Annotated in this window: 1 protein-coding gene; it reads right to left on the bottom strand. The window is 74.2% G+C overall.

The window, feature by feature from the left end:
- Window positions 1–4: 4 nt before the first annotated feature.
- Window positions 5–15,286 (bottom strand): type I polyketide synthase, encoded by a 15,282-nt coding sequence (locus tag AB0J55_RS25890; RefSeq protein ID WP_364253418.1) that lies wholly within the window; start codon window positions 15,284–15,286, stop codon window positions 5–7.
- Between the last annotated feature and the right edge of the window lie 20 nt (window positions 15,287–15,306).

Below are 15,306 nucleotides of genomic sequence, written 5' to 3'. Positions count from 1 at the left end.
CGGGTCAGGAGATGCCGAACTCTTTGCCGAGGAGGTCGAACATCTCCTCGTCGCTGGCGGTTTCGAGGCTCGGGGCGGCCGGTTCGCCCGCCCAGCCCGCGGTGAGCTGCCGCAGCCGGTCCGCGACGCGGGCCCGGCCGGCTTCGTCGAGGGTGGCGCCGGCCCGGCCGAGCCGGTCGAGCAGGTCGTCGACCCCGGGCTCGTCCGCCCGCAGCTGCGCGGTCAGGTGCCGGGCCAGCGCCGACGGCGACGGGTGGTCGAAGACGAGCGTCGCGGGCAGGTTCAGGCCGGTGACGCGGTCCAGGCGGTTGCGGAGCTCGACCGCGGTCAGCGACGTGAAGCCGGTTTCGCTGAACGCCCGGTCGGGGGCGACGTCGGCCGCCCGGCCGTGGCCGAGGACCGCCGCGACGTGCTCGCGGACGACGTCGAGCACGAGGTCGCCCGCCTCGGCCGCGGACCGCCCGGCCAGGCGGTCGCCGAGGGTTTCGGGCGCCGTCGCGACCGGCGCCGCCGGGGCCAGCTCGGCGTAGAGCGGCCGGGCCGACGGGTAGGTGTCCCAGTCGATGTCGGCGACGACCTGCGACCGGGTGATCCGGCCGAGCGCCGCCGCGGCTTCCGCCGCGGGCAGCGGGGTGACCCCGGCGCGCCGCATCCGGCCGGCGTTCCCGGCGGCCATGCCGTCACCCGCCCACGGACCCCAGGCGATCGAGACGGCCGCGCGGCCCGACACGCGGCGGCGCTGGGCGATGGCGTCCAGCTCGGCGTTCGCGGCCGCGTAGTTCGCCTGTCCCGCCGCGCCGGCCGCGCCGGCCAGCGAGGAGAACAGGACGAAGGCGTCGAGGTCGCCGGTCAGCTCGTCGAGGATCCGCGCGCCGGTCACCTTGGCCCGCAGGACCCCGGCGAACCGGTCGCCGGTGAGGGTGTCGACGACGCCGTCGTCGAGGACGCCCGCCGCGTGCACCACCGCGGTCACCGGGTACCCGGCCAGCAGGGCCGCGACCGCGTCCCGGTCGGCGACGTCGCAGGCGACGACCGTCACGCGGTCGTCCGGCGCTTCGCCACCGCGGCGGCTCGCCAGGACGACGTGCTCGGCGCCGTGGTCCAGGAGCCAGCGGGTGACGTGCCCGCCGAGCGCCCCGGTGCCGCCGGTGACCAGCACGGTTCCGCGGGGCGTCCACTGTGGACTCGATCGGTGGTCGCGGACGAGCCGGCGGGTGAAGACACCGGCCGGCCGGACGGCGATTTCGTCCTCGCGGCCCGCGGCCAGGACCGCGCAGAGCCGCTCGCCGTCTTCGCCGCTCAGGACCTCCGGCAGGTCGACCAGGCCGCCCCAGCGGTTCGGGTGTTCCATCGCGACCGTCCGGCCGAAGCCCCAGAACTGAGCCTGGGCCGGATCGGCGACGGGCTCGTCGTCCGCCGTCGCCACGGCACCGCGGGTCGCGCACCACAGCGGTGCGGTGACGCCCGCGTCGCCGAGGCCCTGGACCAGGGCGAGAGTCTGCGGGAGCCCGGCGGCGACGGCCGACGCCCGGGTGCCGGCCGCGAAGGCCAGCAGCGACAGCGCACCGACCGGCGTGGCACCTTCTTCGGCCAGCTTGGCCTCGACCAGCTTCGCGACCGTGATGCGGTCGGCGTCCTCGGGCACCCGGACGACCAGGGGCCGTGCCCCGGCCGTCGCGAAGGCACCCGCCGCGGCCGTTGCCGCCGAGGGGTCGTCGAGGGTTTCCGGCAGGACGAACAGCCAGTCGCCGGACACCGCGCCCCCGGTGTCGCGCAGCTTGCGCCAGACGACCCGGTAGCGCCAGGCGTCGGAGTTCGCCCGCGTCTCGCGCCGCCAGCCGGACAGGGCCGGGAGCGCGGAGGCGACGGCGGCGCGCTGGTCGCCGTCCAGGCCGAGCAGGGCACCGAGGGAGTCCAGGTCTTCGCCTTCGACCGCCTTCCAGAACTCCGTGTCCACTTCGGACATCGGCGCGGCGGGTGCGGGCTCGGGCCAGAACCGCTGCCGCTGGAAGGGATAGGTGGGCAGGTCGACCGGGGGCGCCGGCGGGTAGAACGCCGCCCAGTCGACGTCGACGCCGTGGACGTGAACACTGCTCAACGCTGTGAGCAGTGCTCTCTCTTCAGAGCGGTCTCGCCGCAGCGCCGGGATCGCGGTGCCGTCGACCATCGCGCTGAGCACCGCATCCGGGCCCAGCTCCAGGAACACACCGACGCCTGCGGACTTCAGTGTCTCGACGCCGTCGGCGAATCGGACGGTTTCGCGCACGTGGCGGACCCAGTAGTCAGCGGTGAACGGCTCGGCGAGAGCACCGCTCACATTCGAGAGCACCGGTATCTCGGCCGGGTGGTACGTGAGGGTCTCGGCGACCGCACGGAACTCGTCGAGCATCGGGTCCATCAGCCGCGAGTGGAACGCGTGGCTCACCGTGAGCCGCTTCGTCTTGATGCCGCGCCCGGCGAACTCCGCGGCGATCGCCAGGACCGCGGTCTCGTCGCCGGAGACGACGACCGACTCGGGGCCGTTCACCGCCGCGATCGAAACGCCCTCGGTGAGGGTGATGGCGGACTCGGGCGCCGCGATGGAGACCATCGCGCCCTCGGCGGGCAGCGCCTGCATCAGCGACGCCCGGGCCGCGACCAGCGTGCAGGCGTCGGGCAGGGTCAGCACCCCGGCCACGTGGGCGGCGACGAGCTCGCCGATCGAGTGCCCGGCGACGAAGTCCGGGCGCACGCCCCACGCCGTGACGAGCCGGTGCAGCGCGACCTCGACGGCGAACAGGGCGGGCTGGGTGTAGCCGGTCCGGTCGAGCCGGTCGCCGCCGTCGAAGACGATCTCGCGCAGCGGCGCGTCGAGCAGGCGGTCGAACTCGGCGCAGACGGCGTCGAAAGCGTCGGCGAACACCGGGAACCGGCCGTACAGCTCGCGGCCCATCCCGGCGCGCTGGGCGCCCTGGCCGGTGAACAGCACGGCCAGGCGCGCACCGGGGACGGCGGTGCCGCGGACGGCGGTGTCCAGGTCCGCCAGCCCGGCCAGGAGCTGCTCGCGGTCCCCGAGGACGACGGCCCGGTGCTCCAGGGCCGCCCGGCCGGTCGCCAGGGTACGGCCGACCCCCGCCGCCGGAGCGTCCTCGCCGACCGTGGCGCGGAGGCGCCGGGCCTGATCGCGCAGGGCTTGCTCGTCCTTCGCCGACAGCGGCCAGACGGTGAGTCCGTCGTGGACCGGGGACGTGGGCTCGGGCTCGCCCGCTTCGAGGATCAGGTGGGCGTTGGTGCCGCTGACGCCGAACGCCGACACCCCCGCCCGCCGCGGGCCGGACCCCCACTCGCGCGGCTCGGTCAGCAGCTCGACCGACCCCGCCGACCAGTCCACATGGGACGACGGCGCGTCGACGTGCAGCGTTCGCGGGAGGACGCCGTGGCGCATCGCCATGACCATCTTGATGACCCCGGCGATGCCCGCCGCGGCCTGGGTGTGCCCGATGTTGGACTTCACCGAACCCAGCCACAGCGGCGTTTCCCGGTCCTGGCCGTAGGTCGCCAGCAGCGCCTGGGCCTCGATCGGGTCGCCCAGTTTCGTCCCGGTGCCGTGTGCTTCGACGGCGTCTACGTCCGAAGTGGACAGTCCGGCGTCGGCCAGTGCCGCGCGGATAACCCGCTGCTGCGAAGGACCATTGGGTGCGGTCAGCCCGTTGGACGCGCCATCGGAATTCACCGCCGAACCCCGGACGACCGCCAGGACCCGGTGACCGTGGCGGCGCGCGTCCGACAGCCGTTCCAGGAGCACCAGACCGGCGCCTTCGCCCCAGCCGGTGCCGTCGGCGGCGTCGGAGAACGCCTTGCAGCGGCCGTCGGAGGCGAGGCCGCGCTGGCGGCTGAACTCCACGAACGTCGCCGGGGTGGACATCACGGTCGCGCCACCGGCCAGCGCGAGGTCGCATTCGCCGCGGCGCAGCGCCTGCGCGGCCAGGTGGATGGCGACCAGGGACGACGAGCAGGCGGTGTCCACGGTGAGTGCCGGGCCTTCGAGGCCGAACGCGTAGGCCAGCCGGCCGGACACGACCGCGGCGGCGTTGCCGGTGCCGATGAAGCCGCCGACCTCCTCGCCGGCCGCGCCGAGCAGGCCCGCGTAGTCCTGGCCGTTGGTGCCCGCGAACACGCCGGTGCGGCTGCCGCGCAGGGACTGCGGGTCGATGCCGGCCCGTTCGAAGACCTCCCAGGTGATCTCCAGCAGCAGGCGCTGCTGCGGGTCCATGGCCAGGGCTTCGCGCGGTGAGATGCCGAAGAAGGCCGCGTCGAACTCGGCCGCGGAGTCGAGGAACCCGCCGTCGCGGACGTAGCTGTGGCCGCTCTTGCCCGGGTCCGGGTCGTAGAGCGCGCCGAGATCCCAGCCGCGGTCCTCGGGCAGGCCGGTCATCGCGTCGACGCCGTCCGCGACGAGCCGCCAGAGGTCCTCCGGCGTGGCGACCGCGCCGGGGAACCGGCAGCCCATGGCGACGAGCGCGATCGGCTCGTCCGCCCGGGCGGGCGCCGGGCCGGCGGCGGCCGGTTCCGGGTGACGGCCGAGCAGCTCGCGATGCAGGTGCCGGGCCAGCGCGGCCGGGGTCGGGTGGTCGAACACCAGCGTCGCGGGCAGGCTCAGCCCGGTCGCCGCGTCGAGGCGGTTGCGCAGCTCGACGGCGGTCAGCGAGGTGAAGCCGCTGTCGGAGAACGCGCGCCCGGCGTCGACGGCGGCCGCGTCGGGGTAGCCGAGCACCACCGCGACGTGCGTGCGGGTCAGGTCGAGGACCTCCACTTCGGACAGTCGCGTTGGTTCGGTCGCTTGGGGACTTTCCAGCGGCTCGCCGAATCCGGTGAACAGCGGCCGGGGGCGGACGGCCCGCAGCGCCGGGAGGTAGACGTCCCAGTCGAGGTCGGCCACCACGGTGTCGGCCGCGCCTTCGAGGAACAGCGCGTCGAGGGCGAGGGCGGGCTCCAGAGCGCCGACGCCCGCAGCGCGCAGCCGTCGCCGGGTTTCGGCGTCCCCCGCGGCCATGCCGTCACCCGCCCAGGGCCCCCAGGCGATCGAGACGGCGGGCAGCCCGGCGGCGCGCCGCTGCTGGGCGAGTGCGTCGAGGTGCGCGTTGGCGGCGGCGTAGCTGCCCTGGCCCGCGGCGCCGAACGCGCCGGCCATGGACGAGAAGAGGACGAACGCGTCGAGGCCGGAGGTGAGGGCGGACAGGTTCTCGGCCGCGGTCGCCTTCGCGCGCAACACGGTGTCGAAGCGTTCGGGGGTCAGGGAATCGATGACGCCGTCGTCGAGAACGCCGGCCGCGTGCACGACCGCGCGGACATCGGCGGGGATGACCGCGGCCAGGGCTTCGCGGTCGGCGGCGTCGCAGGCGACGATTTCGGTGGGGCAGCCGAGTTCGGTGAGTTCGCTGGCGAGGTTCGCGGCGCCTGGCGCGTCGGGGCCGCGCCGGCTGAGCAGCACCAGCCGTTCGGCACCACCGGCGGCCAGGCGCCGGGCGACCTGGGCGCCGAGCGCGCCCGTGCCCCCGGTGACGAGCACGGTCCCGCGCGGCTGCCATGCCCGGGCCGAGGACCGGCGTTCCAGCCGCCGCGCGAAGACCCCGGACGGCCGCAGGGCAACCTCGTCTTCGGTGCCGGTCAGCACGGCAGCGAGCCGGGCGCGGGCGCGCTCGTCGAGTTCGGCGGGGAGGTCGATCAGGCCACCCCAGCGCTGCGGATATTCCATGGCGGCAGTGCGGCCGAGGCCCCAGACCTGGGCTTGGACGGGGGCTTCGACGCGATCCGCGCGTACGGCGGCGACCGCGCCGCGGGTGAGACACCAGAGAGGGCCGCCGGTCTGGAGATCGCCGAGGGCCTGGAGGAGGGTGGCTGTCCCTGCGGCGGCTCCGGTTCCGCCTTCGGTGAGGGCGAGGAGGGAGAGCACACCGTCCACGGCCGCAAGCGCACGGGCGCCTCCGGCTTGCGGCGGGGAGGGAAACTCAGTGTTCACCGCCGCAACCCCGCTGCCTTCCCCAGCCTGAGGCGCGGCGGGAAGCAGCGCGTCCACTTCGGACGCCGCCAGGGCCGCGCGGAGGCGGGCGGCGAACTCTGCGCGAGGCAGCAGCGGGTCGAGCCGTACCGGGGTGATGCGGGCTCCGCGTTCGATCACCGTTTGGGCGATAGCCGCCGCCACTCCGGGTTCGGCCGTCTCCGGCACGACCAGCAGCCAGTGGCCGGTGAGGGCGGCCGGGTCCGCCGGCACCGGGCGCCAGGTGGTGCCGTAGCGCCAGGAATCCACTGTGGATTTCTCGGTGCGGCGCCGGTACCAGGCCGACAGGGCCGGGGTGACCGCCTCGGCAACATCCGAGGCCAGTTCGAGCTCGGCGGCCAGCTTGCCGCTGCGCACCACCTCCCAGAAGCCGGAGTCGCCGCCGGCTGCCGGGGTGGGTTCCGCCGCGAGCCAATAGTTCCGGTGTTGGAAGGCGTACGTGGGCAGGTCGGCGCGCCGACCGCCGTGGACGAGCTGCGTCCAGTCGACCTCGACCCCGTTTACGTGAGCAGTGCTCAACGCCGAGAGCAGTGCTCTCTCTTCGGAGCGGTCTCGTCGCAGTGCGGGGATGGCGGTGCCGTCGACCATCGCACTGAGCACCGCATCCGGGCCCAGCTCCAGGAACACGTCCGCACCCGCGGCCTTCAGTGTGGTGACGCCGTCGGCGAATCGGACGGTCTCCCGGACGTGCCGGACCCAGTAGTCCGCGGTGAACGGCTCAGCGAGAGCACCGCTCACATTCGAGAGCACGGGTATCCGAGCGAGGTGATAGGTCAGGGTTTCGGCCACCGCGCGGAACTCGTCCAGCATGGGGTCCATCAGGGGCGAGTGGAAGGCGTGGCTGACCGTGAGCCGCTTGGTTTTGGGGAACTGCGCCGCGATGGCCAGTACCGCGGCCTCGTCGCCGGAGATGACCACCGACTCGGGGCCGTTCACCGCCGCAATGGAAACACCCTCGGTCAACGTGATGGCCGATTCGGGCGCGGCGATGGAGACCATCGCTCCCCCGGCGGGCAGGGCTTGCATCAGTGAGGCCCGAGCCGAGACCAGACGGCATGCGTCCTCAAGGGACAGGACACCGGCAACGTGCGCAGCCGATATTTCACCGATCGAATGCCCGGCCACAAAATCCGGGCGGACACCGAACGACTCGACCAGCCGGAACAACGCCACCTCGACCGCGAACAACGCCGGCTGAGTGAACTCAGTTCGGTCGAGCAGCTCGGCATCGTCGAAAGCGGGCCGCAGGCCAGGGAAATGTGCAAGCACCGCATCAAAAGCCGAGGCATACACCGGGAACCGCTCGTAGAGCTCAAGCCCCATCCCGACCCGCTGGGCACCCTGGCCGGTGAACAACACCGCCAGCCGCCGCCCCAACCGCGCGACACCGGAAACCGGCGGGTTCTCCAACGCCGCCAGCAGTTCCTCACGACCACCACCGAACACGACCGCCCGGTGCTCGAGGGCCGCCCGCCCCATCAGGGAGTACGCGACGTCCACCGCCGCCAGCTCCGGCCGGGCCTCGACGTGCACGCGAAGGCGTTCTGCCTGCGCAGCGAGTGCATCGGCGTCGCGGGCCGACAGCAGCCACGGGACCACACCGGACGGCTCCGCGCGCGACGGCTCGGGAGACCCAGCCGGAGCCTGTTCGACGATCGTGTGCGCGTTGGTACCGGAAATGCCGAACGAGGAGACGCCGGCGCGCCGCGGCCGTCCGGTCTCGGGCCAGCGCCGGGCTTCGGTGAGCAGCTCGACCGCGCCGGACTCCCAGTCGATGCGCGATGACGGTGCGTCGACGTGCAGCGTCTTGGGCAACACGCCGTGCCGCAGCGCCATGACGACCTTGATGACCCCCGCGATCCCGGCCGCGGCCTGGGTGTGGCCGATGTTCGACTTCAGCGAGCCGAGCAGGAGCGGCTCCTCGCGGTCCTGGCCGTAAGTGTCCAAAAGGGCCTGGGCTTCGATCGGGTCGCCGAGGGTGGTGCCGGTGCCGTGGGCCTCGACCGCGTCCACTTCGGACGGTGACAGGCCCGCGCCGGCCAGTGCGGCGCGGATGACCCGTTGCTGGGCGGGGCCGTTCGGGGCGGTGAGGCCGTTGGACGCGCCGTCGGAGTTGACCGCGGAACCGCGGACGAGCGCCAGGACCTCGTGGCCGTGGCGGCGGGCGTCCGACAGCCGTTCCAGCAGGACCAGGCCGGCGCCTTCGCCCCAGCCGGTGCCGTCCGCCGCCTCCGCGAACGCCTTGCAGCGGCCGTCGGAGGCGAGGCCGCCCTGCCGGTCGAACTCGACGAACATGCCGGGTTGCGCCATCACCGCGACGCCGCCCGCGAGGGCCAGGTCGCACTCGCCGCGGCGCAGCGCCTGGACCGCCCAGTGCAGCGCGACCAGCGACGACGAGCACGCTGTGTCGACGCTGACGGCCGGTCCTTCGAAGCCGAAGGTGTAGGAGACGCGGCCGGAGACGACACTGGTCGCGTTGCCGGTCAGCAGGTGCCCTTCGACGCCGGCGGCCACCTCGGCCACGCCGCTGCCGTACGCCTGGTGCGCGGCGCCGACGAAGACGCCGGTGCTGCTGCCGCGCAGCGAACGCGGGTCGATCCCGGCGCGTTCCAAAGCCTCCCAGGAGATCTCCAGCAGCAGCCGCTGCTGGGGGTCCATGGCCAGGGCTTCGTGCGGGGAGATGCCGAAGAACTCCGCGTCGAAACCGCCGGCGTCGTGCACGAACCCGCCCTCGGCGGCGCCCAGGGCGGCCAGGTCCCAGCCGCGGCCGGCGGGCAGCGGCGTGAGGGCGTCGCGGCCGGTCTCGACCAGGCGCCACAGCTCCTCCGGCGACGTCACGTCACCCGGGTAGCGGCAGCTCATCGCGACGATCGCGATCGGGTCGCCGTCGACGACGGCGGTGACCGCCGCCGGAGCCGCCGGGCCGGGGTCGCCGGCGAGCTCGGCCTGCAGCAGCGCGGCCAGCGCCTGCGGGTTCGGGTGGTCGAAGACGACCGTCGCGGGCAGCCGCAGACCGGTCACCGCGGTGAGCCGGTTGCGCAGTTCGACGGCGGTCAGGGAGTCGAAACCCAGGTCCTTGAACGCTTTCTGCGGCTCGACGGCGTCGGCGCCGTCGTGGCCGAGGACCGCCGCAACGTGGGTGCGGACGAGGTCGAGCAGGAACCGGCGGACGTCGTCGCCGCCGAGCCCGGCCAGCCGGGCGGCGAGCCCGTCGGTGCCCGGTGCCGCCCCGGCCGCGCGGCGGGTGCGCACGCGGACCAGGCTGTGCCACAGGGCGGGCAGGTGCTCGGCCTGGGCGCGCAGGGCGGCGAGGTCGACGCGGACCGGGACCACGCACCCGGCGCCGGCGACCAGCGCCGCGTCGAAGAGCGCAAGCGCTTCCGCGGTGCCGAGCGCCCCGATGCCGGACCGGGCGATCCGGGACAGGTCCTCGTCGCCGAGTGCGCCCGTCATGCCGCTCGCCTCGGCCCACTGCCCCCAGGCGAGGGAGACGCCGGGCAGGCCCTCGGCACGGCGGCGGGTGGCGAGCGCGTCGAGGGCGGCGTTGGCGGCGGCGTAGTTGGCCTGGCCGGCGGCCCCGGCCACGCCGGCGAGCGAGGAGTACAGCGCGAACCAGGCGAGGTCCCGGTCGCGGGTCAGCTCGTGCAGGTTCAGCGCGGCGTCGACCTTCGGGCCGGTGACGGCGTCGATCCGGTCCGGGGTGAGCGACTCGAGGACGCCGTCGTCGAGCACACCCGCGGTGTGGACGACACCGGTGAGGTTCAGCGGGCCGAGCAGCGCTTCGAGGGCGGCGCGGTCGGTGACGTCGCAGCGCTCGACGCGCACGTTCGCGCCGCCGGCGGTCAGTTCGGCGACCAGCTCGGCCGCGCCCGGGGCGTCGAGGCCGCGCCGGCTGGTCAGCAGGAGGTTCTTGACGCCGTGCGCGGTCACGAGGTGGCGGGCCAGCAGGCCGCCGAGGGTGCCGGTGCCGCCGGTGACGAGGACGGTGCCGTCCGGGTCCGGGGTGGCCGGGACGGTCAGGACGTTCTTGCCGACGTGCTTGGCCTGGCTGATGAACCGGAACGCGTCGGGCGCGCGGACGACGTCCCAGACCCGGGCCGGGAGGGGGTGCAGCTCGTCGTCGGCGAACAGGGTGAGCAGGTCGCGGAGGATTTCCCGGATCCGGTCCGGGCCGGGGTCGCCGAGGTCGAACGGGAGGTAGGTGACGCCTTCGGGGTCGCGGAGGTCGGTCTTGCCCATCTCGAGGAACCGGCCGCCGGGCTTGAGGAGGCCGAGTGAGGCGTCGGTGAAGGGGCCGGTCAGGGAGTTCAGGACGACGTCGACGGGCTCGAACTGCTTCGCGAACTCGAGGTCTCGTGAGGAGGCGACGTGCGCTACGCCGAGCGCGCGGACGGCGTCCTGCTTCGCCGGGCTCGCGGTGGCGAACACTTCGGCGTTCTTCCAGCGGGCGAGTTGCACGGCGGCCATGCCGACGCCGCCGGCGGCCGCGTGGACGAGCACGGACTGGCCGGCTTCGAGGCCGCCGAGGTCGAAGAGGGCGTAGTAGGCGGTGACGAAGGCGACGGGGACGGCTGCGGCCCGGGCGAAGGTCCAGCCGTCGGGCATGGGGGCGAGGAGGCGGGCGTCGGTCACGGCTTCCGGGCCGAACGCCCCGGTGAAGAGGCCGAAGACGCGGTCGCCGACGGCGAGCCCGGTGACGTCCGGCGCGACTTCGGTGACGACCCCGGCGGCCTCCGACCCGAGGACGGCGGCCGGATCGGGGTACATGCCGAGGGCGATGAGGACGTCGCGGAAGTTGACCCCGGCCGCGCGCACGGCGACCCGGACCTGGCCGGTGGCCAGGGGTTCGGGGGGTGCCGGCCGGAGGGCGAGGCCGTCGAGGGTGCCGCCGGTGGTGGTCAGCCGCCAGTGCTCTCCCGGGATGGTCAGGGCACCGGAGCGGGCGCGGACGAGGCGCGGAGCGGCGAAGGCGCCTTCGCGGACGGCGACCTGGGGTTCGGCGGGGAGGGTGGCGAGGTCGGGTGGCGGGGTGCGGTCGAGATCGAGGAGCTGGAACCGGCCGGGGTGCTCGGACTGGGCGGACCGCACGAGCCCGCGGACGGCGGCGGCGGCGGGATCGGTCTCGGCATCGCGAGTGACGACGACGAGCCGGCCGGGCCGGTCGGCGGCGAGCCATTCCTGGACGAGGATGAGAGCTCGGTGGGTGCTCGTCCGGACGTCGGAGCTGTCGACGGCGGCGAAGACGAGGGGGGCTTCGGTGTCCACATTGGACACTGCGGGGAGGTTGAGGCCGAAGGGATCGGGGGCGAGAACGACGGCGTCGGTTCGCGGTCCGGCGGGGATCGGGGTGTGGTCGAGGCGGAAGAGGGAGCTGTCTTGGGCGGGGGTGGGGGTGGTGGCGATGGGGCGCAGGACGAGGGAGCCGATCGAGGCGACGGGGCCGCCGGTCTGATCGTGGACGGTGATGGTGACGGCGTTGTCCCCGGCTGGGGAGAGGCGGACGCGGAGGGCGGTGGCGCCCGTGGCGTGGAGGGAGACGCCGCTCCAGGAGAACGGCATGCCGCCGGTGGGTGGGGAGGCGGGGGTGCCGGGCGGGGTGGGTGCCGGAGCGGCGGAGGCGACCGCAACGGCGGTGGCGGGCTGAGGCGAACCTGCACCAGCCAGGGTGGGTGCCGAAGCCGCGGTGCCGACCGCAGCGGCGGTGGCGGGCTGGGGCGAACCTGCACCGGCCGGGCTGGCAGTGTCAGCCGGGGCGGCGGCACGGCCGGGATCGGCCGGCGACTCTGCGCCTTGGGAACCGGCGGCGCCTGGGGCGGCCGGGCGGGCTGGAGCCGCCGCCGCGGCAGCGGTGCCGGCGGCCCGGTTGCCTTCAGCCGCTGAGGCGGTGGCCGCCGGAGCCGCCAGGCCCAGGGGGTGCAGGGCCGCGTCCAGCAGGGCCGGGTGCAGGCCGAACCTCTCTGCCTCGCCGCGGAACTCCTCTGGCAGCACCACCTCCGCGAATGTCTCCTCGCCGCGGCGCCAGACCGACTGCAAGCCCCGGAAGGCCGGGCCGTACGTGAAGCCCATGCCGGCCAGCTGGTCGTACAACCCCTCGAACGGCACCCGCTCCGCGCCGGGCGGGGGCCACTCGGCCGGCTCTCCTACCTGCTCTCCGCCCGTTGCCACCAGCCCGCTGGCGTGGCGGGTCCACGAGTCCTCGCCGGGGGCTGCTCCGTCGTCCGGGCGGGCGTGGAGCGTCAGCTCGCGGCGGCCCGTGCCGTCCGGCGGGCCGACGAACACCTGGACCGCCACGCCTCCCCGCTCGGGCAGGACGAGCGGCGCCTCGAGGGTCAGCTCGTCCACCACATCACAGCCGACCTGGTCACCGGCCCGGATCGCCAGCTCCAGCAACGCCGTGCCCGGCACCAGAACCGCCCCGCCGAGCGCGTGCCCGGCGAGCCACGGCTGTGTTTCCAGCGACAGGCGGCCGGTGAAGACCACGCCGTCGTGGCCCGCCAGGCTGACCGCGGCGCCGAGCAGCGGGTGATCCAGCGCGCCCAGACCGAGCGAACCCGCGTCACCTCGGGCCGCGCCACCGCGCGGCCAGAAGCGTTCGCGCTGGAACGCGTACGGAGGCAGGTCGACGCGGCGGCCGCCGGGGAAGAACGCCGCCCAGTCGACGTCCACGCCGTTTTTGTGAACAGTGCTCAACGCTGTGAGCAGTGCTCTCTCTTCGGAGCGGTCGCGTCGCAACGCCGGGACCGCCGTGCCGCCGGCCAGCGCGCTGAGGACGCCGTCGGGGCCCAGCTCCAGGAAGATGCGGGCCCCTTCGGCTTCGAGGGTGGCCATACCGTCGGCGAAACGGACCGCCTCGCGGACGTGCCGGACCCAGTAATCCGCGGTGAACGGCCCTGCGAGAGCACCGCTCACATTCGAGATCACCGGTATCCGCGCCGGGTGGTAGGTCAACGACTCGGCCACGGCCCGGAAGCCGGCCAGCATCGGGTCCATCAGCGGTGAGTGGAAGGCGTGGCTCACCGGAAGCCGTTTCGTCTTGACGCCGCGCTCGGCGAACTCCGCGGCGACGGCCAGCACCGCGGCCTCGACGCCCGAGATCACCACCGACTCCGGGCCGTTCACCGCCGCGATCGAGACCCCCTCGGGCAAGTCCACAGTGGACTCGGGGGCCGCGATCGACACCATCGCGCCGCCGGCGGGCAACGCCTGCATCAACGAAGCCCGCGCGGAAACCAGACGGCAAGCGTCCTCAAGGGACAGGACACCGGCCACGTGCGCCGCCGAGATCTCCCCGATCGAATGCCCGGCCACGAAATCCGGCCGGATACCGAAGGACGACACCAGCCGGTACAGCGCCACCTCGAGCGCGAACAACGCGGGTTGCGTGAACTCGGTCCGGTCCAGCAACTCGGGGTCGTCGAACGCCGCACGGAGCGACGGCTCGAAATGCGCCAGTACCTCGTCGAAAGCCGAGGCGTACACCGGGAACCGCGCGTAGAGCTCAAGACCCATGCCCACGCGCTGCGCGCCCTGGCCGGTGAACAGCACCGCCAGCACCGCGTCCGGATCGGCGGTGCCGATGACGTCCTCGCCTTCCGCGAGGCGCGTCAGGCCGTCGCGCAGCGAGTCGCGGCCGGAACCGAGCACCACCGCCCGGTGGCCCAGCGCCGCACGGGTGACCGCCAGGGAATACCCACCGTCGACCGGGTCGGGGTCGGCGGCCAGCAGCCGCCGGGCTTGGGCCCGCACCGCGGCCGCGCTCGCCCCGGAGAGCACCCACGGCAGCAGCCCGGCCGCGGGCGCCGCCGGCGGAAGCGGCACGGTCGACGGTGCCGCCGGCGAGATCGGCGCCGCCTGCGGAAGCACCGGCGGGAGCGGCTCAGCCGCAGGCGCCTCCTCGACGATCACGTGCACGTTCGTCCCGCTCACCCCGAACGCCGAAACACCCGCCCGCCGCGGTGAATCCCCGGCCGGCCAGGGACGAGCCGACGTCAGCAGCTCCACCGCGCCCGCCGACCAGTCCACTTCGGACGATGGCGCGTCCACGTGCAGCGTTCGGGGCAACAGCTCGTGCCGCAGCGCCAGCACCATCTTGATGACACCCGCGACGCCGGACGCCGACTGCGTGTGCCCGATGTTCGACTTCAGCGCGCCGAGCCACAACGGGCGGTCCGCGGGGCGGTCCTGGCCGTAGGTCGCCAGGAGCGCCTGGGCCTCGATCGGGTCGCCCAGTGCCGTGCCGGTGCCGTGGGCCTCGACCGCGTCGACGTCCGAAGTGGACAATCCCGCGTCAGCCAGCGCCGCCCGGATGACCCGTTGCTGCGACGGCCCGTTCGGGGCGGTCAGGCCGTTGGACGCGCCGTCGGAGTTCACCGCGGAACCCCGGATCACGCCGAGGATCTCGTGCCCGTTGCGCCGCGCGTCCGACAGGCGTTCCAGCAGCACCATGCCGACGCCCTCGCCCCAGCCGGTGCCGTCGGCGGCGTCGGCGAAGGACTTGCAGCGGCCGTCCGAGGCCAGCCCGCGCTGGCGGCTGAACTCGGCGAACGCCAGCGGGCTCACCATCACCGTCACGCCGCCGGCCAGCGCGAGGCCGCATTCGTCCTGCCGCAGCGCCTGGCACGCCCAGTGCAGCGCGACCAGCGACGACGAACAGGCCGTGTCCACTGTGATCGACGGGCCCTCCAGCCCGAAGGTGTAGGACAACCGCCCCGACATGACGCTGGGCGCCTCGCCGGTGAGCAGGTAGCCCTCGGAACCCGCGGCCGCCTGCAGGGTGCTGCTGTAACCGGACGCGTTGGCGCCGATGAACACGCCGGTCCGGCTGCCCCGCAGCGAAAGCGGGTCGAGCCGGCCGCGTTCCAGCAGCTCCCACGACGTCTCCAGCAGCAGCCGCTGCTGTGGGTCCATCGCGAGCGCTTCGCGCGGCGAAATGCCGAAGAGCCCCGGGTCGAACGAAGCCGCGTCGTCGACGAAGCCGCCTTCGACCGCCCGCGCACCCTCCGCGCCGTACATGCGCTCGACGTCCCAGCCGCGGTCCTCCGGGAACGCCGACATCGCGTCGGTTCCGCCCGCGACGAGGTCCCACAGGTCCTCGGGCGAGGCCACCCCGCCCGGGTACCGGCAGGCCAGGGAGATGATGGCGATCGGCTCCTGCCCGGCCGCCTCCGCCGCCTGCAGCCGCTGCCGGGTCTGGTGCAGGTCGGCCGTCACGCGCTTGAGGTACTCGAGGAGCTTGTCCTGCTCTGACATCGCCAACCTCATCCGTTCGT

The sequence above is a fragment of the Amycolatopsis sp. NPDC049688 genome (assembly GCF_040674975.1).
Taxonomy (GTDB): Bacteria; Actinomycetota; Actinomycetes; order Mycobacteriales; family Pseudonocardiaceae; genus Amycolatopsis.
This window is presented reverse-complemented; position numbering and strand designations above follow the sequence as displayed.